Source organism: [Eubacterium] eligens ATCC 27750 (genome assembly GCF_000146185.1).
Lineage (GTDB): Bacteria > Bacillota > Clostridia > Lachnospirales > Lachnospiraceae > Lachnospira > Lachnospira eligens.
This window is the reverse complement of the sequence record NC_012778.1, coordinates 308945-331053: the sequence shown is the minus strand read 5'-3', so window position 1 is coordinate 331053 and position 22109 is coordinate 308945. Positions and strand designations below refer to the sequence as shown.

The 22109-nt window shown below is 40.3% G+C and carries 16 protein-coding genes and 1 other annotated feature; of the genes, 2 read left to right on the top strand and 14 right to left on the bottom strand.

Annotation, left to right across the window (positions count from 1 at the left end; all coding sequences use genetic code 11):
* Positions 1-15: 15 nt before the first annotated feature.
* Positions 16-2205 carry a SulP family inorganic anion transporter gene (locus EUBELI_RS01420; RefSeq protein ID WP_049777838.1) on the bottom strand — a complete coding sequence of 730 codons (2190 nt, stop codon included), beginning with the start codon at positions 2203-2205 and terminating at the stop codon, positions 16-18.
* A 169-nt stretch (positions 2206-2374) separates the two neighbouring features.
* Here EUBELI_RS01420 and EUBELI_RS01415 point away from each other — a divergent pair, with 169 nt between their 5' ends.
* The gene (locus EUBELI_RS01415) at positions 2375-3265 is read left to right on the top strand and encodes a class I SAM-dependent methyltransferase (protein ID WP_012738567.1); all 891 of its coding nucleotides are present in this window, start codon (positions 2375-2377) and stop codon (positions 3263-3265) included.
* Here the strand turns inward: EUBELI_RS01415 and EUBELI_RS01410 are convergent, their stop codons facing one another.
* Positions 3266-3658: a NusG domain II-containing protein gene (locus EUBELI_RS01410; RefSeq protein WP_049777837.1), complete on the bottom strand. Its 393-nt coding sequence runs from the start codon at positions 3656-3658 to the stop codon at positions 3266-3268.
* 15 nt (positions 3659-3673) lie between these two features.
* Positions 3674-4186, bottom strand: a complete 513-nt coding sequence (locus tag EUBELI_RS01405; RefSeq protein WP_022097717.1) for a Gx transporter family protein — start codon at positions 4184-4186, stop codon at positions 3674-3676.
* 162 nt (positions 4187-4348) lie between these two features.
* Between EUBELI_RS01405 and EUBELI_RS01400 the strand changes: the two genes are divergently transcribed.
* Positions 4349-5689, top strand: coding sequence for an MATE family efflux transporter (locus EUBELI_RS01400; protein WP_012738564.1), 1341 nt, complete (start codon positions 4349-4351; stop codon positions 5687-5689).
* Between the two features lie 59 nt (positions 5690-5748).
* On the opposite strand, the gene EUBELI_RS01395 is transcribed toward EUBELI_RS01400, so the two are convergent.
* From EUBELI_RS01395 to rplA, 11 genes are all read right to left on the bottom strand, one after another.
* Positions 5749-6573, bottom strand: a complete 825-nt coding sequence (locus tag EUBELI_RS01395; protein WP_012738563.1) for a C39 family peptidase — start codon at positions 6571-6573, stop codon at positions 5749-5751.
* A gap of 160 nt (positions 6574-6733) precedes the next feature.
* Positions 6734-7282, bottom strand: a complete 549-nt coding sequence (locus tag EUBELI_RS01390) for a histidine phosphatase family protein (protein WP_012738562.1) — start codon at positions 7280-7282, stop codon at positions 6734-6736.
* Positions 7283-7387: 105 nt separating this feature from the next.
* The gene (tuf, locus tag EUBELI_RS01385; RefSeq protein WP_012738561.1) at positions 7388-8581 is read right to left on the bottom strand and encodes an elongation factor Tu; all 1194 of its coding nucleotides are present in this window, start codon (positions 8579-8581) and stop codon (positions 7388-7390) included.
* A gap of 121 nt (positions 8582-8702) precedes the next feature.
* Positions 8703-10865 (bottom strand): elongation factor G, encoded by a 2163-nt coding sequence (gene fusA / locus EUBELI_RS01380; RefSeq protein ID WP_012738560.1) that lies wholly within the window; start codon positions 10863-10865, stop codon positions 8703-8705.
* 24 nt (positions 10866-10889) lie between these two features.
* A complete protein-coding gene (gene rpsG / locus EUBELI_RS01375; protein ID WP_012738559.1) occupies positions 10890-11360 on the bottom strand; it encodes a 30S ribosomal protein S7 in 471 nt (156 codons plus the stop codon).
* Positions 11361-11579: 219 nt separating this feature from the next.
* Complete coding sequence (gene rpsL, locus EUBELI_RS01370) at positions 11580-11999, bottom strand: 30S ribosomal protein S12 (protein ID WP_041687887.1); 420 nt, start codon at positions 11997-11999, stop codon at positions 11580-11582.
* Between the two features lie 218 nt (positions 12000-12217).
* Entirely contained in the window at positions 12218-15835 is a 3618-nt protein-coding gene (rpoC, locus tag EUBELI_RS01365; protein ID WP_012738557.1) for a DNA-directed RNA polymerase subunit beta', read from the bottom strand.
* Between the two features lie 18 nt (positions 15836-15853).
* On the bottom strand, positions 15854-19831 hold the full coding sequence (gene rpoB / locus EUBELI_RS01360) for a DNA-directed RNA polymerase subunit beta (RefSeq protein ID WP_012738556.1): 3978 nt from the start codon (positions 19829-19831) through the stop codon (positions 15854-15856).
* Positions 19832-20124: 293 nt separating this feature from the next.
* Positions 20125-20490, bottom strand: coding sequence for a 50S ribosomal protein L7/L12 (rplL, locus tag EUBELI_RS01355; RefSeq protein WP_012738555.1), 366 nt, complete (start codon positions 20488-20490; stop codon positions 20125-20127).
* A gap of 82 nt (positions 20491-20572) precedes the next feature.
* Positions 20573-21076 carry a 50S ribosomal protein L10 gene (rplJ, locus tag EUBELI_RS01350; RefSeq protein WP_012738554.1) on the bottom strand — a complete coding sequence of 168 codons (504 nt, stop codon included), beginning with the start codon at positions 21074-21076 and terminating at the stop codon, positions 20573-20575.
* Positions 21077-21152: 76 nt separating this feature from the next.
* Positions 21153-21297, bottom strand: a sequence feature (ribosomal protein L10 leader region).
* A 75-nt stretch (positions 21298-21372) separates the two neighbouring features.
* On the bottom strand, positions 21373-22068 hold the full coding sequence (rplA, locus tag EUBELI_RS01345; protein ID WP_012738553.1) for a 50S ribosomal protein L1: 696 nt from the start codon (positions 22066-22068) through the stop codon (positions 21373-21375).
* Positions 22069-22109 lie beyond the last annotated feature (41 nt).

Here is a 22109-nt window from a genome sequence, read left to right as displayed (position 1 = left end):
TCTCCGTTATATAAATTATTTGTCATCATCTGATAGATTATAAAAATTCTTAAGCTTCTGTGCAAGCTCCGGGTCTTTCTTCTGCAGATGTTCATAATGCTTTCTCCTCTGCTCCATCGTGTGCTCATACGCATATGGATTATGAAGCTTCACTCTGTCAAGCATCTGTTTTCTGTGTTCCTTAAGCATCTGTATTGCGTCAGGATTAATCTGTGCCAGCTTCTTCTCAACAACAACGCGGCGCTCATCAATTCTTTTCTCAATATCATCAATATCAAGATTAGGATATTTCTTATCGTCAAACAAATGCATCTCAAGTCGCTCAAGCAGTTCATTCTCATCAAAGAGTCCGATTCTTCCCCATGCAGCATGCTTTTCAGCATCAACAATAACATTCTTCTCATCTTTCTTGACACTGCCAATCTCATCAGCCATCTCTGCTGCCATCTTCTCAAGCCATTCGTCTGCATCCGCACCAAAAGCCCACTCAATCTCAGCAAGCCTTTCGTTATCCTCATGTGCCTCGCCAGAAACAGCCTGCTCTTCTTCCCCCTCCTCGACAGGATAAGGTCTGTCAAGCCCTGCATCTCTTAGGGCAAGCGGAATCGTTCTTCTAACAACACCTTTTTCAACAAACTCACCTGCGCCAAGCTCTCTTAGCTGGTCATTAAGTGTGTGTTCATGCTCTGTAATATAGAATCTGATGCCTTTCTTTTCAAGTGCCTTATATAAAGACATAAGTCTGTCAACTGCCGTCACATCAATAGAACCTACGCCTCCGGCATCTACAATTACCCATTTAGTATTATCATCAAGATTTTTTTCTATATCATCAACAAATGTATTAATATTTGCAAAGAAAAGCGCACCGTTAAATCTGTATATAACCGCACCTTTTATCTTCTTTACATTACGGTATCTGTTAAGGCTGTAGAACCCCTCCTGTCCCGGTATAACTCCGAGAAATGCTCTTGGCGGTTCAACTGCTTTGACAATAACAGCAATGAATGAAAGAATAACACCGATTACAACTCCATGTATCGTTCCGAATAACAGAACACCTAAAAATGCTCCTACAAATATTGCAAACTCCGTATGGTCTGTTTTCCATAATTTAACTGCAAGCCCGAATTCAGTAATTCCTATCAGTGCTGCAACAACAATTCCTGTAAGTATTGGTACAGGAAGATACTCAAGCACCGGTGTTCCAAAAAGCACTATAAGAAGCATTGTCAGAGAAGCTGTTATTGACATAACCTGTGATTTACAACCAAACTGGTCTGCAATTCCTGTTCTTGACACACTTCCATTCAAAGGGCATCCGCCAATTACAGCAGAAGCCGCATTTGCAGCAGCATAAGACAGAATTTCTCTGTTATTGCTTACTTTATAGCCATATTTGTTGGCATAATTATTAGTTGCAAGCAATGTCTGCGCCATGACAACACCTGCCACTGAAAGTCCAAGAAGTATTATATCTGACGGATTCTTAAACACAACTGACATATCAGGAAGTGAGAATCCCGGCAGCCCTTTATCAACATGCGGAAGAAGCTTAACACCGAATCTGTCAATATGAAAAATTGCAGTTGCAAGTGCACCAACTACCATAAGAAGTACTGACATCGGAAACTTTGGAATGAACTTCTTCGCTACAAGAATAATCACTACTGTTCCGACTCCAAGCACTGCTGACAACAGATTAAACGACTTCATCTCCCCGGCTATATGTATAAGAAGCTTTATTGCCTCTCCTGTTCCCGCATTACCGCCAAACAGCTTCGCAGTCTGCATAAGAATTATTGTCACACCAATACCGCTTATAAATCCACCCATTACAGGTGTCGATATGTAATTGACAATACGGCCTGCTTTGATAAAGAAGAAAAGCAGCAGCCACAATGCTGCAACTAAAGTTATCGACGGAACTACTGCCTTCGCCTCCTCAGAACCTGACACTATCCCAAGCGTTGCAAGTGTTCCACCGACAAGTGCCGCCGGAGTTGCATCCACTCCCAACACAAACTGCGGCGAAGATGTCACAAGTCCATATATAAGCACTGGCAGAATAGAGCAGTACAGACCATACACAGCAGGCAGTCCCGCAATCTGTGCATACCCCATTGATATAGGAATTGACACAAGTGCAACAATTATTCCTGATACAATATCCTTCTGTATATTCTTTAAACTAACATTTTTCAATATGCATCGCCCCTTAATCAGATTTCGATAGAAATATATTAACATAAAACACAGCTGTTCAAAACATTTTTGCACGATTGCAGTTATTAATATTTTCGTATATAATTATTTAATAACAAATGCGGTACCAAACTGCAACATATTTTTATATAGAAAAGGATACTTAATTATGTTTATAGCTGATAACTGGAAAGATTATGAAGTAATAGATACCTCTAAAGGTGAAAAACTTGAACGCTGGGGCAAGTATATTCTTGTACGCCCGGACCCACAGGTAATATGGGACACTCCTAAGAAAGAGCGTGGCTGGAAGAATATGAACGGTCATTACCACAGAAGTTCTAAGGGCGGCGGAGAATGGGAGTTCTTTGACCTTCCACAGCAGTGGCAGATTCACTACAACAGTCCTTCATTTGAACAGGAGCTGACATTCAACTTAAAGCCATTCAGCTTCAAGCACACAGGAATATTCCCTGAGCAGGCTGCTAACTGGGACTGGTTTGGAAAGATAATCTCTGATGCCAGGAAAAAGCGTGGCAGCGAACCTGTAAAGGTTCTTAACCTGTTTGCTTATACAGGTGGAGCAACACTTGCATGTGCAGCCGCTGGTGCTAATGTTACACATGTAGATGCTTCTAAGGGTATAGTCGCATGGGCTAAAGAAAATGCACAGTCTTCAGGACTTATTGACAAGCCTATCCGCTGGATAGTTGATGACTGTGTAAAGTTTGTAGAAAGAGAGATAAGAAGAGGCAACCATTACGACGCAATCATCATGGATCCACCTTCATATGGACGTGGTCCTAAAGGAGAAATCTGGAAAATAGAAGAAGCCATACACCCACTTGTTAAGCTTTGTGCACAGCTTCTTTCTGATGAACCATTATTTTTCCTTATTAATTCATACACTACAGGTCTTCAGCCAGCCGTTCTTACTTATATGTTAAGCACAGAACTTAAGAGCTTTGGCGGACACTGTGATTCACAGGAAGTAGGTCTTCCTGTTTCAAGTAACGGACTTGTACTTCCATGTGGAGCTTCTGGCCGCTGGATGAAATAATTAATACACAACACCATCGAGTGACGGCGATTCTTCGCCGTCATTCACAATTCTAATAACAAGATGATTAGGCAGACATATGATTGGCATTAAAGGCTCAGATATATAGCCCATGTTCACACACAGCTTATCCGGACAGCTTGCATCAGCAATCTTAATCTTTCCATTCTCGACAAGAATATCATTATACTCTCCATCCCCGTATTCAATCCTGAACGTGTACGGATTCTTAACATCATCTAACGAAACAGTTCTTAACAATTCGTTATCTCTGTATATATAAGCGGTCTTACTACCATCATTCTTTCCTGATTTCATATATATAATAGAAGCCACACTTGCCCCGACAAGCAGGACAATCACAGCCACCACTGCAACAACTCTTTTTTCCACAATCTCCTCCATCTGCTACATAGTATATTTTTTAGGAATATATCTGTCTGCAAAGAAGCACACAAGTCCCGTAAACAGACCTGTTATTACACCGCTTATCACAAGGAACGGCATATACGCAAATATACCTGACAATCTGAGTATGAAAAATGCAGCAAGAATCTGACCTGCATTGTGCGACACCGCGCCAAGTATTCCCGTAAGAAATATATACTGTCCCCTAAGCAATTTATTAACAGCTGCCATCACAATAAGGCATAAGAATCCACCACTTACACTATATATAAATGATACCGCCTGCCCTGTAAATATTGTAGCCAGTATAATTCTCATAGCCAGCACAATAGCTGCATCACTGAATTTATACCTTTTTAATACAAAAAGTGTGACTATATTGGCAAGTCCTAACTTAACTCCCGGTATTGGAACAAGCGTAGGTATCGCTGATTCCACAACAAATATTGTCAGCGCAATTGTTGTAAGTAATGCCAGCGTTGTAAGTCTCTTAACATCAAAAGTTTTCTTCATGTCTGCCTCCGCATAAATATTACCTATGCATTTTAACAGACATTTCATATTAAGACAATAATTCGTTAAATTAATTCAAATTCGTGCAAAATCAGTTTGACAGTTTGTAAAAATATAGTATAATCATTTGGCTTTATAAATATACGAAAGTGAGGAAATCCTATGGTAAAAGACATGACAAATGGTTCGCCTTCCAAGCATATTCTTGGATTTGCAGTTCCAATGCTGTTCGGAATGCTGTTTCAGCAGTTCTACAACCTTGTTGACACAATAATCGTTGGTAAAACTCTCGGTGTTGAAGCTCTTGCCGGAGTTGGAGCAACAGGTTCTATCAACTTCATGATAATCGGTTTCTGTATGGGAGTCTGTAACGGATTCGTGATTCCGGTTGCCCAATGCTTTGGTGCAAAGAAGCCTGCTGACCTTAGAAAATATGTATTTAACGGATATATCTGCAGTATTGTGTTTGCCATAGTGCTTACGCTTGCATCCGTAATATTCTGCCGCAGGATACTTATTATCATGAATACACCGGCAGATATTATTGACCATGCCTATAATTACATAGTAGTTATATTCATAGGAATCCCAACTGTATTCCTGTACAACATGGTGTCCGGTGTTATCCGTTCGCTTGGCGATAGTAAGACACCTGTAGTTTTCCTTGTCCTTTCTTCAATAATAAATGTAGTACTTGATTTCTTTCTTATTCTTGTATGTAAGATGGGTGTTGCCGGAGCTGGCTGGGCAACTGTAACATCACAGTTAATTTCGGGACTTACCTGCCTTATATATATGTATAAGAAATATGACATCTTAAAAGGTGACAAATCAGAAAGGGTACTTGATAGAAGATTCATCACCAACCTGTGTATGAACGGTGTTCCTATGGGACTCCAGTATTCAATAACAGCCATCGGAAGTACAATCCTTCAGGCTGCTGTCAATACACTTGGTTCAACATATGTAGCCGCAATGACTGCCGGTTCTAAGATGTTTAACTTTACCTGTTGTCCATTTGATGCACTCGGCTCAACCATGGCAACCTATGCCGGACAGAATGTTGGAGCTGCCAAGATTAAAAGACTTGGTCAGGGCGTACGCTCCGCTATGATAATCGGTTCAGTATACAGTGTTCTTTCTCTTATTGCACTGTATTTCACTACAGATTATATTGCATTATTATTCGTTAATGCATCAGAGACAACAATAATTGCTCTTACAAGACAGTTCATCCTTGCATCTGCATGCTTCTACATTCCGCTTACAGGTGTTAATGTAGTCCGCTTCTGCATACAGGGTATGGGCTTCTCAGTATTTGCAATATCAGCTGGTATCTTAGAGATGATTGGCCGTGCATTTGCAGCCATCATACTTATTCCAAGTATTGGATTCATGGGTGCATGCCTCGCCTCACCAATCGCTTGGATTGCTGCTGACGCATTTTTGTTTCCTGCATTCATACATTGTGCCAGGAAGCTTCATGCCAGACATTCTAAATAATTTTAAATATGCGAAATGCTGTCCGTCTTATTCAGACCGGACAGCATTTCGCATAATATCTATCTTGTAACATAAACAGCTTGTCTCTTTAAAGAAACATATCGCTCCTCAAATATTTTCAAATTCCTTGTAACCATGCCTGTCATAGGATCAGCAACATAAACTTCATTATTATCAAGGTCATATCCTACAACTACTACACAATGTTCAGGCGCAATCCACGTGTATTCGCGCCCATCAAGAGTAAGCGTCTTCGATTCATAAGCTGGAGCCATACCCATCGTATTCCACACAATCATAGGTACTCCCTGTGAAACATACTCCAATATCTTCTCAAATGATACACCGCTTACATTTGATGCTTTCATACTGACATTATTCTTTTTGAAATAAAGATTTGCAGCATCAACTATCGGCTGTGCCATACATCCGAAACTGCCAGCATCCCTTGGATTTCCAAGAAACATCTTGTAATAACTTCCATTACCTTTCTTTAAATAATCATCCGCCATAGTTTCTTTCTTAACATTTATTCCATAATAATTCAGCACAGATGTCAGAGAAGTAATTTCGCATCCTGTAGGAAGTTCCGGATTCTGATTTAACCATTTAAAATCTTCTATCTTATAATAATTCTCAATAGTCTCTGTCTGCATCTGCACATTTTCAGTTCCGAGCTCAGCTATCTCTCCAGCTTCTTCCATCTGAACCAATTCTACATCAACTAATGCGGTATCTTCGTTGTGGTTAATCTCGTCATTACTTGATTTCAGGTTTATCACACTTTTAATTTCATCATAATAACCATTTTCATAATTCATAAATAAAACTACAACCGCCAGAATTATCATTACAAATGTAGCTGCTATCAATATTTTTGTCACTGCTATCTGCCTTCTGGCAGCCTGCTTATTGTACCTTCTTACTGCTGTTCTTGCGTTTATAACATCACCAATTTAACCTTTCCCCTATACAGATTTTATTATTCCCTCTATTTCAATATACGAAAATAGACTTAAATTGGTTTAAAATTATATCAAAAACTTACATTAATTTAACAACCTGACAATTATCAGTCATTCCATCCCAGAATTTATCCAGTGGTGTTCCTCTGAATTTTGCTATAATACTGCAGTTCATCGCACCATGACCAACAATCAGTATATCTTTGCCACTATTAACCTGTGGCATAACCACATTGTCTATAAACTCTCCTGTTCTTGCAAAAAGCTGTTCAAAACTTTCTCCGCCTTCAACCGTCACATAATCCTCTGGATTTTTAAAAAGAGAATTAATTGGACAATCCTTTATTGCAAATGAATTCTCTATTCCCTCATATATTCCAAATCCCATCTCAACAAGCCTGTCATCTGTATATACAGGTACTCCCCTTCCTTTGAGAAAAATCTCGGCGGTCTCTTTTGCTCTTGCCAAAGGTGATGAATAACACTCATCAAAATGTATATCTGCATACTTTTTCCCAGCCTCTGCCGCCATCATTCTGCCTTCATCATTAAGCGGTATATCTGTTCTTCCCTGCAATTTATGACGTACATTCCAGTCCGTCCTGCCATGACGCATTATGTATAGCATGTTGTACTCCTCTTTTTATCACACTCTGGTTCTCTCATCGCTGCTCGCGCAAAAAAGGGTTTCCGATAACCTCGGAAACCCTTGAAAGAACTGTATTAATAACAATTACTCAATGATTGTAGCAACAGCACCAGAACCAACTGTTCTACCACCCTCACGGATAGCGAAACGAAGACCCTGCTCCATAGCTACGTTATGGATAAGTTCAACTGTCATCTCTACGTTATCACCAGGCATGCACATTTCTGTACCAGCTGGAAGCTCACAAACACCAGTTACATCAGTTGTTCTGAAGTAGAACTGTGGTCTGTAGTTGTTGAAGAATGGAGTATGACGTCCACCCTCGTCCTTTGTTAATACGTAAACCTGAGCTGTAAACTTGTGGTGTGGTGTGATTGAACCTGGCTTGCAGAGAACCTGTCCTCTCTGGATTTCGTCTCTCTGAACACCTCTAAGAAGTGCACCAATGTTATCACCTGGCTGAGCCTCATCAAGAAGCTTTCTGAACATCTCGATACCAGTTACAACTACCTTACGGATATCTTCGTGGATACCAACGATTTCAACTTCCTCATTAACGTGGAGAACACCTCTCTCTACTCTACCAGTAGCAACAGTACCACGTCCTGTGATAGAGAATACGTCCTCTACAGGCATAAGGAATGGCTTATCTGTATCTCTTTCTGGATCTGGAACATACTCATCAATAGTATGCATAAGCTCAAGGATCTTATCACCCCATTCGCTGTTAGGATCTTCAAGAGCCTTAAGAGCTGAACCCTGGATGATTGGAGTATCATCTCCTGGGAATCCGTACTCGTTAAGAAGTTCTCTGATTTCCATATCTACTAATTCAAGAAGTTCTGGATCATCAACCATATCACACTTGTTCATGAATACAACGATGTAAGGAACACCAACCTGACGAGCAAGAAGGATATGCTCTCTTGTCTGAGCCATAACACCATCAGTAGCAGCAACAACAAGGATACCTGCATCCATCTGAGCAGCACCTGTGATCATGTTCTTTACATAATCAGCATGTCCTGGACAGTCAACGTGTGCATAGTGTCTCTTCTCTGTCTCATACTCAACGTGAGCTGTAGAGATAGTGATACCTCTTTCTCTTTCCTCTGGTGCCTTATCAATATTCTCGAATGCAACAGCCTCACCTGTACCAAGTCTCTCATGAAGAGTCTTTGTGATAGCAGCTGTTAATGTAGTCTTACCGTGATCTACGTGTCCGATTGTACCAATGTTACAATGTGGTTTTGTTCTCTCAAATTTAGCCTTTGCCATTGTTTAAAATCCTCCTAAAAATATTTAGATTGCCCTGAGGGGTATCCCCCTCGGGCTTTGTCATAGCTGATATTTATTATATTTCATTTAGTGAAATATTTCAACTATATTTTTATAGTTATTACTTATTTCTATCAGAAATAACCTTGTCCTGAACAGACTTTGGAGCCTGCTCATACTTATCGAAGAACATAGAGTAGTTACCACGACCCTGTGTCTTAGAACGAAGGTCAGTAGCATATCCGAACATCTCAGCAAGTGGAACGAATGCTTTAATCATCTTACCACCTGAGATATCTTCCATACCCTCAATACGTCCTCTACGTGAGTTGATATCACCGATTACATCACCCATGTATTCTTCTGGCATAGTAACCTCAACCTTCATGATAGGCTCAAGAAGGGCAGGTGCTGCCTTAGCCATAGCATCCTTGAATGCCATAGAACCAGCAATGTGGAATGCCATTTCTGAAGAATCGACTTCATGGTATGAACCATCGTAAATATCTGCTCTAAGTCCGAGAACTGGGAATCCAGCTAAGATACCTGAATTAGCAGCTTCTCTGATACCGTCAGCAACTGAAGGGATATATTCCTTAGGAATAGCACCACCAACTACTGAAGACTCACAGAAGAGTACTGGAGGTTCGTTAATTAATACTGTATTCTTTGTCTCAACATCAAACTTATCAACGTTAGCTTCAAGTGGTGAGAAACGTACTTTACAGTGACCATACTGACCACGTCCACCTGACTGCTTAGCATACTTACTATCAACATCAACTGCCTTAGTAAAGCACTCTCTGTAAGCAACCTGAGGTGCACCAACGTTAGCCTCTACCTTGAACTCACGAAGAAGTCTGTCAACGATGATATCAAGGTGAAGCTCACCCATACCAGCGATGATTGTCTGACCTGTTTCCTGATCTGTATGAGCACGGAATGTAGGATCTTCTTCAGCAAGCTTTGCTAAAGCTTCACCCATCTTACCCTGGTCATTCTTAGTCTTTGGCTCGATAGCAAGCTCGATAACTGGCTCTGGGAATTCCATAGACTCTAAGATAACTGGATGTGCTTCATCACAGATAGTATCACCTGTTACTGTAACCTTAAGACCTACTGCAGCAGCGATATCTCCTGAGTAAACCTTATCAATTTCTTTTCTCTGGTTAGCGTGCATCTGAAGGATACGGCCAACTCTTTCTTTCTTATTCTTATTAGAGTTAAGTACATATGAACCACCGTTTAATGTACCTGAGTAAACTCTGAAGAATGCTAACTTACCAACGAATGGATCAGTCATAATCTTGAATGCAAGAGCTGCAAATGGCTCTTCATCAGATGACTTTCTTGTTACTTCGTTACCGTCTTCGTCAACACCTGTGATATCTGGGATATCTGTAGGAGCTGGCATGTACTCGATAACAGCATCAAGAAGCTTCTGAACACCCTTGTTCTTATAAGCTGTACCGCAAAGACAAGGAATAGCTGTACCCTCGATAGTACCCTTTCTTAAAGCAGCCTTTAACTCTGGAACTGAAATTTCCTCATCATTAAAGAACTTCTCCATAAGGTCTTCATCAAGTTCAGCACACTGCTCAACGAGCTTGTCATGATATTCCTGAGCCTGATCCTTTAAATCGTCTGGAATCTCACCAACAGCGATATCATCACCCTTATCTCCGTTGAAGACATAAGCCTTCATCTCGAATAAGTCAATAATTCCCTTGAAGTCATCTTCCTTACCGATAGGAATCTGTACAAGTACAGGATTCTTTCCAAGCTTTGTAATAAGCTGGTTGCATGATCCGAAGAAATCAGCACCCATCTTATCCATCTTGTTCATGAAAGCCATACGAGGTACATTGTACTTATCAGCCTGACGCCATACATTCTCTGACTGTGGCTCAACACCGTTCTGTGCATCGAATACACCTACGGCACCATCAAGTACTCTAAGTGAACGCTCAACCTCTACTGTGAAGTCAACGTGTCCTGGAGTATCGATAATGTTAATACGGTATTCTGGCTGTGTCTTATCTGGCTTACCCTCTTTCTCAGGTGTCCAGTGACATGTTGTAGCAGCTGAAGTGATTGTGATACCTCTCTCCTGCTCCTGGGCCATCCAGTCCATAGTAGCAGTACCTTCATGAGTATCACCAATCTTGTGATTAACACCAGTATAATAAAGGATACGCTCTGTTAATGTTGTCTTACCAGCATCAATATGAGCCATAATTCCGATATTTCTGGTTCTCTCCAATGGATATTCTCTTCCAGCCATGGATAAAACCTCCTATAATTATAATTAGAATCTGTAATGAGCAAAAGCCTTGTTTGCTTCTGCCATCTTGTGCATATCTTCTTTTCTCTTTACTGATGCACCTGTGTTGTTAGCTGCATCAAGAATTTCGTTAGCGAGTCTTTCTTCCATAGTCTTCTCGCCTCTTGCTCTAGAGAATGTAGTCATCCAACGAAGAGCTAAAGCCTGTCTTCTGTCTGGCTTAACTTCGATAGGTACCTGGTAAGTAGCTCCACCGATACGTCTAGCCTTAACTTCAAGAACTGGCATAATATTGTTCATAGCTTCTTCAAATACTTCGATAGCTGGTCTCTCAGTCTTAGCTGCAACTCTATCAAAAGCACCGTAAACAATCTTCTGAGCTACTCCTCTCTTACCATCAAGCATAATGTTGTTGATAAGCTTAGTAACTACCTTATTGTTGTAAATAGGATCTGCTAATACATCTCTTTTCTGTGTATGTCCTTTACGTGGCACGGTTCTTCCCTCCTTAATAAATTTATTAAATCATAGGTACTCACAAATAAAAAATGTGTTCGCGCCGTATATATTAACCTGCAACCTCTTGATTAATCTAATTCCGGCACAATTCAAAATTTAATTTGTTCGTAAAAATCAGATTCTTACAAATCTGACTCTTGCAAATTGTAAAACTTGCATGCATTCATATAAATGCGTGTCTTAATTCAGGCTTAATTACTTAGCGTCCTTAGGTCTCTTAGCACCGTACTTAGAACGAGCCTGTCTTCTCTTTGCAACACCTGCTGTATCAAGTGTTCCTCTGATGATGTGGTATCTTGTACCTGGTAAATCCTTTACTCTTCCACCTCTTATAAGAACAACGCTGTGTTCCTGAAGATTGTGTCCCTCACCTGGGATGTAAGATGTTACCTCGATACCATTAGAAAGACGTACTCTGGCAATCTTTCTAAGAGCTGAGTTAGGCTTCTTAGGTGTAGCAGTCTTAACAGCTGTACAAACACCTCTCTTCTGTGGAGAAGAGATATCTGTTGCCTTCTTCTGAAGTGAGTTGTAACCCTTCTGAAGAGCTGGTGCTGTAGACTTCTTTACTGCAGTCTTTCTTCCCTGTTTTACTAACTGGTTAAATGTTGGCATTCCGTTTTCACCTCCCGAAATTAGAATAATGAATGGTTGCATCTTAGTATCAACTAAGAAAATGTTTTGTCACCAAAACAGCGCAAAAATAGTACTTGCCTATTCGCACGCTTTATTAGTATATATATTTGCAAATTCAGTGTCAAGCATTTTTTCAAAAAAAGACAAAAGCGTGCCAGATTTTATCAATCTGACACGCCATAAGTTTCTATAAAGAATTAATCTTCCTGTGTGAAAACAAGCTCGTCTTCACCAGACTCATCTTCATCTTCTTCAATGTAGTTATCTGTAGAACTGATCTTGATATCCTGATAACGCTTCATACCTGTACCGGCAGGGATAAGCTTACCAATAATAACATTCTCTTTAAGACCAATAAGTGGATCAATCTTTCCGTTAATAGCTGCATCTGTAAGAACCTTAGTTGTCTCCTGGAATGAGGCAGCTGACATAAATGATGTAGAAGCAAGTGAAGCCTTAGTAATACCAAGGATAATCGGAGTACCTGTAGCAGGTGTCTTTCCTTCTTCCTCAAGTCTCTCATTAACTTCCTGGAACTCAATTGTATCAACCTGTGATCCTGGAAGGAACTTAGAATCTCCAGCTTCATCAACAACTATCTTCTTAAGCATCTGACGAACGATAAGCTCAATATGCTTATCATTGATATCAACACCCTGGATACGGTAAACCTTCTGAACTTCACGAAGGAGATAATCCTGAACAGCTCTTACACCAAGAATTCTTACGATATCATGTGGATTCTCAGAACCCTCTGTGATTTCCTCACCCTTAGCAACAACCTGTCCTTCAACAACCTTTTCTCTTGTATCCTTAGATAATGGATAAGCCTTTGAATTACCTTCATCATCAGTTATAACGATTTCAGTCTTCTTCTCAGTCTTAACAATACTTACAGTTCCGCCAAACTCAGCAAGTACAGCAAGCATCTTAGGCTTTCTTGCTTCGAAAAGCTCTTCTACTCTAGGAAGACCCTGAGTAATATTATCACCGGCAACACCACCTGTATGGAATGTTCTCATAGTAAGCTGTGTACCAGGCTCACCGATTGACTGGGCTGCGATAATACCAACAGCTTCACCAACCTGAACAGTCTGACCAGTTGCCATGTTAGTTCCATAACATTTAGCACATACACCAATGTGTGAACGGCAAGTAAGGATTGTTCTAATCTTAACCTTATCAACACCAGTCTTAATAATAGCTTCTGCTCTCTTAGGAGTTACAAGATGGTTAGCTTCAACAATAATCTCGCCTGTAGCCGGGTCAACAATATCCTCAGCTAAGTATCTTCCTGTAATACGCTCCTGTAATGGCTCAAGGATATCTTCCTTGGCATCACTTGAGTTAGTAGCTCTGTTATTAACAAATGAGTAAACATACATACCAGGTATCTGCTTACCTGCGCTACAATCTGTCTCTCTGATAATAAGATCCTGAGAAACATCAACAAGTCTTCTTGTAAGGTATCCTGAATCGGCTGTACGAAGGGCTGTATCTGAAAGTCCTTTACGGGCACCGTGAGCTGAAATAAAGTATTCCAGAACATCAAGACCTTCACGGAAGTTTGACTTGATAGGAAGTTCGATAGTGTTACCTGATGTATCAGCCATCAAACCACGCATACCTGCTAACTGCTTAATCTGCTGGTTAGAACCACGGGCACCTGAGTCAGCCATCATGAAGATGTTGTTATATTTATCAAGACCCTGAAGAAGGGCATCCTTAATCTTATCATCAGTCTCCTGCCATACGCGGATAACATTCTTATGTCTTTCCTCGTCAGTAGCCTGACCTCTGTTATATTTAACAGTAATCTGTTCAACTTTCTTTTCTGCCTCAGCAAGAAGCTGCTTCTTAACTGGTGGCACTGTCATCTCAGAAATAGAAACAGTCATGGCAGCTCTGGTAGAGTACTTATAACCCATAGCCTTGATATCATCAAGAACCTCTGCAGTTGTTGTAGTACCATGAGTATTGATAACATGCTGTAAGATATCCTTAAGCTGCTTCTTTCCTACATGGAAATCAACTTCTGGAAGTAATAAATTCTCTTCCTTGCTTCTGTCAACATATCCTAAATCCTGAGGGAGAATCTCATTAAATATAAGTCTTCCAAGTGTAGACTCAATATTACCTGAAAGCTCTTCTCCGTTAACATTCTTAGTTACATGAACCATAATCTTGGCATGTAATGTAATTATACCATTCTCATAAGCAAGAACTGCTTCATTAATGCTCTTGAAAATCTTGCCCTCACCCTTTGCACCTGGTCTTTCCTGTGTAAGGTAGTAAATACCAAGTACCATATCCTGTGAAGGAACGGCAACAGGACCACCATCAGATGGCTTAAGAAGGTTGTTAGGTGAAAGAAGCATAAATCTACACTCAGCCTGAGCCTCAACAGAAAGCGGAAGATGGACAGCCATCTGGTCACCATCGAAATCGGCATTGAACGCTGTACATACAAGTGGATGAAGCTTAATAGCCTTACCTTCTACAAGGATTGGCTCGAAAGCCTGAATACCAAGTCTGTGAAGTGTAGGAGCACGGTTAAGCATAACTGGATGCTCTTTAATAACGTCTTCAAGTACATCCCATACTTCTGGCTCAAGATGTTCTACGCTCTTCTTAGCTTTCTTAATATTATCTGCAAGATTACGTCTTACAAGCTCTCTCATAACAAATGGCTTGAATAACTCAATAGCCATCTCTTTAGGAAGACCACACTGGTAAATCTTAAGTTCTGGTCCTACTACGATAACTGAACGTCCTGAGTAGTCAACTCGCTTACCAAGAAGGTTCTGTCTGAAACGTCCCTGCTTACCCTTTAATAAATCTGATAAAGACTTAAGTGCTCTGTTACCAGGACCTGTTACTGGACGACCATTTCTACGTCCATTATCGATAAGAGCATCAACAGCTTCCTGAAGCATTCTCTTCTCGTTACGTACAATAATTTCAGGAGCTCCAAGCTCAAGAAGTCTTGCAAGTCTGTTATTTCTGTTAATAATTCTTCTGTAAAGATCATTAAGATCTGAAGTTGCAAAACGTCCACCATCAAGCTGGACCATAGGTCTTAAATCTGGTGGAATTACAGGGATTTCTGTAAGAATCATCCACTCAGGCTTAGTTCCTGCATTCTTAAATGCTTCAACAACTTCTATTCTCTTTATAAGTCTGGCAGCCTTCTGAGAAGTAGTGTTAGCAAGCTCTTCCTTAAGTCTTACTTCTTCTTCTTCAAGGTTAACCATCTGGAGGAGCTCGAGGATTGCCTCAGCTCCCATACCAACACGGAAAGCCTTGCTTCCGTACTGCTCACAGAGTTCTCTGTATTCAGTCTCTGAAAGAATCTTCTTGAAAGGAATATCTGTTTCACCTGGATCAATTACAATATATGAAGCAAAATATAATACCTTTTCAAGGTTCTTAGGACCAATATCAAGAATGAGATCCATGCGGCTAGGAATACCCTTGAAGTACCAGATGTGAGATACTGGTGCAGCAAGATGGATATGACCCATTCGGTCTCTTCTTACGCTGGCCTTAGTAACCTCAACACCACATTTATCGCAGACAATGCCCTTGTCCTTAATCTTCTTATACTTACCGCAGTGGCACTCCCAGTCCTTGCTAGGACCAAATATTCTTTCGCAGAAAAGTCCATCCTTTTCTGGCTTAAGTGTTCTATAGTTAATTGTTTCAGGTTTGGTAACCTCACCATGAGACCACTCCAAAATATTCTCAGGAGAAGCAAGCTTGATCTGAATCTTATCAAATTTCATTGACTTATTTGATTTAATTTCTTCTGCCATTATAGTGCTCCCTTCTAATTAATATTCATCTGAATTGCCATCGCCGTAATCATCATCAAAATCATCGGCCATATCAAAATCAGCACCATCATCTGAATCTACAGCATCTTCTGTTCCATCTTCATTAAGAGTAACTGTTGACATACCGCCAGCCTTGTACTCTGCCTCTTCCTCTCTGCTGTTTCTTCTGTATCCATTACCTTCATCAAGAACCTTCTTGAAATCAGTAACTTCATATTCAGAACTCTCAAGAAGTCTGACTTCATTGTTGTCCTGATCAAGAACTCTAACATCAAGTGCGAGTGACTGAAGTTCCTTAAGAAGAACCTTGAATGATTCTGGAACTCCTGGTTCAGGAATATTCTCACCCTTAATAATAGCTTCGTAAGTCTTAACTCGTCCTACAACATCATCAGACTTAACAGTAAGAATTTCCTGAAGAGTATAAGCAGCACCATAAGCCTCAAGTGCCCAAACTTCCATCTCTCCGAATCTCTGTCCACCGAACTGAGCCTTACCACCAAGTGGCTGCTGAGTTACAAGTGAGTAAGGACCAGTTGAACGTGCATGAATCTTATCATCAACAAGATGATGAAGCTTTAAGTAATGCATGAATCCGATAGTTACAGGGCTGTCGAAGTACTCACCTGTTCTACCATCTCTAAGTCTTACTTTACCATCACGGCCGATTGGAACACCCTTCCACTCAGCTCTGTGATCTCTGTGTTCTGAAAGGTAATCAAATACCTCTTTATTAAGAACATCTTTATACTGTGCTGTAAATGTAACCATATCCTCAGGATATTCTTCGCCATTCTTCTCAGCCTCAGCCTTCTGGGCTGCAAGCTCTTCATCATCGAATGGATGGTTAGCATAAGCATTTGCCATATCAAGAGTATCCATAATATCATTCTCATCTGCACCATCGAATACTGGAGTAGAAATGTTAAATCCAAGTACCTTGGCAGCAAGACTCAAATGAATCTCAAGGACCTGTCCAATGTTCATTCGTGAAGGAACGCCCAGTGGGTTAAGTACGATATCAAGAGGACGGCCATTAGGAAGGAATGGCATATCTTCAACAGGAAGTACTCTTGAAACGACACCCTTGTTACCATGACGACCAGCCATCTTATCACCAACGCCGATCTTTCTCTTCTGTGCAATATATATACGAACAGATTTGTTAACTCCTGGTGAGAGTTCATCTCCGTTCTCTCTTGTAAATGTCTTAACAGCAACGACAATACCATAAGCACCATGAGGTACCTTAAGTGAAGTATCTCTTACTTCTCTTGCCTTCTCACCAAAGATAGCTCTAAGAAGTCTCTCTTCAGCAGTAAGCTCTGTCTCACCCTTAGGAGTAACCTTTCCAACAAGAATATCTCCGGCTCTTACCTCAGCACCAACGCGGATAATACCGTTCTCATCAAGATCCTTGACAGCGTCTGAACCTGTTGAAGGAAGATCTCTTGTAATCTCTTCAGGTCCTAACTTAGTATCTCTTGCTTCTGTCTCATATTCTTCAATATGAATAGATGTATACACATCATCTCTTACGAGACGCTCACTAAGAAGTACAGCATCCTCGTAGTTATAACCTTCCCAAGTCATGAAACCGATAAGAGGGTTCTTACCGAGAGCAATCTCACCATTAGATGTAGATGGACCATCAGCAATAACATCTCCTGCCTTAACCTCATCACCCTTGAAAACAATAGGTCTCTGGTTATAGCAGTTACTCTGGTTACTTCTTGAGAACTTAGTAAGCTTGTATTCGCGCGCCTTGCCATCCTTTTCTCTGATAACAATCTTGTTAGATTCAGAAGAAAGAACAACACCATCAGCCTCTGCAACTACACATACACCTGAGTCAACAGCAGTCTTATTCTCAATACCAGTTCCGATAACAGGAGCTTCTGTCATAAGAAGAGGTACGGCCTGACGCTGCATGTTAGAACCCATGAGGGCACGTGTACAGTCATCATTCTGAAGGAATGGAATCATTGATGTAGCAACTGAGAATACCATCTTAGGAGATACATCCATAAGATCAATCTGGCTTTTATCGAACTGAGAAGTTTCTTCTCTGTAACGTCCAGATACAGTATTTCTTACGAAATAACCATTCTCATCAATCTCAGCATTAGCCTGTGCTACATGGAAATCATCTTCCTCATCAGCTGTGAAGTAACGCACTTCATCAGTAACTCTTGGATTCTTAGGATCAGACTTATCTACAATACGATAAGGAGCTTCAACGAATCCATATTCATTAATTCTTGCATAAGATGCAAGAGAGTTAATAAGACCAATGTTAGGTCCTTCAGGAGTCTCGATAGGACACATTCTACCATAATGAGTATAGTGTACATCTCGAACCTCGAAACCTGCACGATCTCTTGAAAGACCACCAGGACCAAGGGCTGAAAGACGTCTCTTATGAGTAATCTCACTAAGAGGGTTATTCTGATCCATGAACTGTGACAACTGCGAACTTCCAAAGAATTCCTTAATAGCAGCTGTTACAGGCTTAATATTAATAAGTGACTGTGGAGATATTCCGCTAAGATCCTGTGTAGACATTCTCTCACGGACCACTCTTTCCATTCTTGAGATACCAATTCTGAACTGGTTCTGAAGAAGCTCTCCTACAGCTCTGATACGTCTGTTTCCAAGGTGATCGATATCATCCTTAGTACCAACACCATATTCAAGGTGCATATTATAATTAATAGAAGCAAGAATATCTTCCACTGTAATATGCTTAGGAATAAGATCAGCAATATTCTTAGTAATAGCTTCCTTAATATCCTCTAAAGATTCATTCTCAGCAAGAATCTGTGCAAGAACAGGATAGTATACATACTCTGTTACACCAAGCTCCTTAGCTTCTTCTTCGCTGATATCAACCCATTTAGTAATATCAACCGCACGGTTAGAAAGAATCTTAACAACTCTGTCAGATACTGTACCATCAGCAGCCTTAACTTCTACAGTAATGAATACTGAAGGAACAGCTGCATCCTGAATAGCCTGTGCTGATTCTCTTGTAAGCTTCTCACCTGCTGTTGCAATAACAGTTCCGTTCTCATCAACAACATCCTCAGCAAGAACCTGTCCTGTAATTCTGCTCTTGAAAGAAAGCTTCTTATTAAACTTATATCTTCCTACGTGTGCAAGATCATATCTTCTTGGGTCAAAGAACATACCTGAAATAAGTGCTTCAGCACTCTCTACAGATAATGGTTCTCCTGGTCTTAACTTCTTATAAAGTTCAAGAATACCTTCCTGATAGTTAGTAGAAGTATCCTTCTCCATAGTAGCAAGAAGCTTAGGTTCCTCACCAAAAATATCAAGAATCTCCGCATTAGTACCAAATCCTAATGCTCTGATAAGAACAGTAATAGGAACCTTCTTATTACGGTCAACCTTAACATAGAATATATCATTAGCATCTGTTTCATACTCTAACCATGCACCTCTGTTAGGAATTACCTGACAGCTGTACAAGAAAATCTTACCATACTTATCTTTCTGTATATCATAATAAATACCAGGTGAACGTACCAACTGGCTGACAATAACTCGTTCAGCACCATTAATTACAAATGTACCTGTCTTAGTCATTAATGGCAGGTCTCCCATGAAAATCTCATGCTCGCTGATGCTTTCTGTCTCTTTGTTATGAAGTCTTACTGTAACCTTAAGAGGCGCTGCATATGTAGCATCTCTTTCTTTACACTCTTCAATTGAATACTTAACTTCGTCTTCACATAACGCAAAATCTACGAATTCCAGACTTAATCTTCCATTATAGTCTGCAATTGGAGATATGTCATCAAAGACCTCTTTCAAGCCTTCATTCAAAAACCACTGGTAAGAATCCTTCTGCACCTCAATAAGGTTAGGCATCTCAAGAACTTCTTTCTGTCTTGAGAAACTCATACGCATTGCCTTGCCCGACGTTATTGGGCGTAATCTGTTTTTCTCCATTGACGTTTCACCCCTTAGTTTTCTTCACATTAATATATTACATTATCAGTAAATGTGCAAAGAATAAGCACAATTTACCACAATAGTGCATTGTCCATAGTACATCAAAGATATATATATGTCAAGGGATTTTTAAAAAATTTCCATGAATATTTAGAATTGTATAAAGATAATAGTGTTTCTACCATAGCTGGCATAATAAAATAAAGATGTGATTTATAGAAAAAAGAAAAGACAGGAGCCGTGAAGGCCCGCTGTCTTTCTTATTATATTCATTAGAACAATCAAGTGAATTACTTAAGAGTAACCTTAGCTCCAACTTCTTCGAGCTTCTTCTTGATTTCCTCAGCCTCTTCCTTAGAAGCCTGCTCCTTAACAACCTTAGGTGCGCCATCAACAACGTCCTTAGCTTCCTTTAATCCAAGACCTGTGATTTCACGAACAACCTTGATAACCTTAACCTTCTGATCTCCAGCTTCTGTAAGCTCTACATCAAATTCTGTCTTCTCTTCAGCTGCTGCTGCGCCAGCACCTGCTGCTGCAACTACAACGCCTGCTGCTGCAGATACGCCAAATTCTTCTTCACAAGCCTTAACTAAATCGTTAAGCTCTAATACTGATAAACCTTTAATAACTTCAATGATTTCCTGTGTTGTCATTATTATAATCTCCTTTTTAATATTATTCTAAAATTGAAAGAGCATCTATGCTGCTTTCATAGTTAATTCAGTGTTAAACTGATTAAGCAACTTCCTCGTTCTTCTCAGCAATCTGCTTAATAACACGAGCAAAGTTTGTAATAGGTGACTGGATACTTCCAAGTAACTTTGAAAGAAGTTCCTCTCTTGAAGGGATAGTAGCGATTGTAGCGATACCTGCTGCATCGTAGAATGTTCCTTCAACAACGCCACACTTTAACTCAAGAGCATCAGCTGTCTTAGCGAAGTTAGCTAAGATTCTTGCAGGTGCTGTAGCATCTGTCTTACAGAATGCAATAGCGTTAGTTCCTTCAAGAGTATCAGCGATTGGCTCGAACTCTGTTCCAGCAACAACTCTCTTTACTAAAGTGTTCTTATAAACCTTATAAACTACACCAGCTTCTCTTAACTGCTTACGAAGCTGTGTATCCTGCTCTACTGTAAGACCGCTGTAGTTAACTACAACAACGCCCTGAGCGCCATCAAAGTTATCTTTGATCTCATCGATAGTAGATGTCTTAAGGCCTACATTCTTTAAAATAGCCATGAATAATTACCTCCTGTTAGATTCTTGCTTCATATAGAAGCGATTTTGCCTAAGTGAAGATTATTCGTCTATAGTTTCCCTACAAACAAAACCCTCTCTGCCTAAGACAGAGAGGGAATAATTAATCAAATCCTTAAATCCTCGGTAGGCGTGTTACCTTTAACCGTCATCAGTAATACTGAATCCGGACCTGCTGTCTACGGCAAAATATTATGTTAACAGCAAAACGCTGCTCACAAGCTGATAGTATACTATCAAAATATATTAATGTCAACCGTTTTTAATCAAAAATCTGATTAACCCACATACTTGGCTGTGCTTAACTTAACACCAGGTCCCATAGTAGAAGTAAGAACTACACTTCTAAGATAAGCTCCCTTAAGTGAAGATGGCTTAGCCTTAACGATTGCATCCATAATAGCCTGGAAGTTGTCTGATAACTGCTCCTCTGTGAATGAAGCCTTACCAATTGGCACGTGAATGATATTAGTCTTGTCAAGTCTGTACTCGATCTTACCAGCCTTGATATCATTAACAGCTTTTGTTACATCCATAGTAACTGTACCAGCCTTAGGGTTTGGCATTAATCCCTTAGGACCAAGTACACGACCAAGACGACCAACAACACCCATCATATCTGGAGTTGCAACAACAACGTCGAACTCGAACCAGTTATCGTTCTGGATCTTAGGAATAAGTTCCTCACCGCCAACGAAATCTGCTCCAGCTGCAAGAGCCTCATCAGCCTTAGCACCCTTAGCAAATACTAATACACGTACAGTCTTACCTGTTCCGTGTGGAAGAACAACAGCTCCTCTGATCTGCTGCTCAGCGTGACGTCCATCACAACCTGTTCTGATATGTGCTTCGATTGTCTCGTCGAATTTAGCAGTAGCGTTCTTCTTTACTAATGAGATAGCGTCTGCTGCTTCGTATAATGTCTGGCGGTCAATATTCTTGGCTGCCTCAACGTATTTCTTTCCTCTTTTCATTATAAACCTCCTAGTGGTAATATCGGAAGGATTCTATCTTT

What these genes read in the sequence shown, in the direction of transcription:
- rplJ (WP_012738554.1), bottom strand. Translation starts at nt 21,076, where the DNA reads ATGGCTATTTTAAAGAATGTAGGCCTTAAGACATCTACTATCGATGAG.
- EUBELI_RS01400 (WP_012738564.1), top strand. Translation starts at nt 4,349, where the DNA reads ATGGTAAAAGACATGACAAATGGTTCGCCTTCCAAGCATATTCTTGGA.
- fusA (WP_012738560.1), bottom strand. Translation starts at nt 10,865, where the DNA reads ATGGCTGGAAGAGAATATCCATTGGAGAGAACCAGAAATATCGGAATT.
- tuf (WP_012738561.1), bottom strand. Translation starts at nt 8,581, where the DNA reads ATGGCAAAGGCTAAATTTGAGAGAACAAAACCACATTGTAACATTGGT.
- EUBELI_RS01390 (WP_012738562.1), bottom strand. Translation starts at nt 7,282, where the DNA reads ATGCTATACATAATGCGTCATGGCAGGACGGACTGGAATGTACGTCAT.
- rplL (WP_012738555.1), bottom strand. Translation starts at nt 20,490, where the DNA reads ATGACAACACAGGAAATCATTGAAGTTATTAAAGGTTTATCAGTATTA.
- rpoC (WP_012738557.1), bottom strand. Translation starts at nt 15,835, where the DNA reads ATGGCAGAAGAAATTAAATCAAATAAGTCAATGAAATTTGATAAGATT.
- rpoB (WP_012738556.1), bottom strand. Translation starts at nt 19,831, where the DNA reads ATGGAGAAAAACAGATTACGCCCAATAACGTCGGGCAAGGCAATGCGT.
- rplA (WP_012738553.1), bottom strand. Translation starts at nt 22,068, where the DNA reads ATGAAAAGAGGAAAGAAATACGTTGAGGCAGCCAAGAATATTGACCGC.
- EUBELI_RS01415 (WP_012738567.1), top strand. Translation starts at nt 2,375, where the DNA reads ATGTTTATAGCTGATAACTGGAAAGATTATGAAGTAATAGATACCTCT.
- rpsL (WP_041687887.1), bottom strand. Translation starts at nt 11,999, where the DNA reads ATGCCAACATTTAACCAGTTAGTAAAACAGGGAAGAAAGACTGCAGTA.
- EUBELI_RS01405 (WP_022097717.1), bottom strand. Translation starts at nt 4,186, where the DNA reads ATGAAGAAAACTTTTGATGTTAAGAGACTTACAACGCTGGCATTACTT.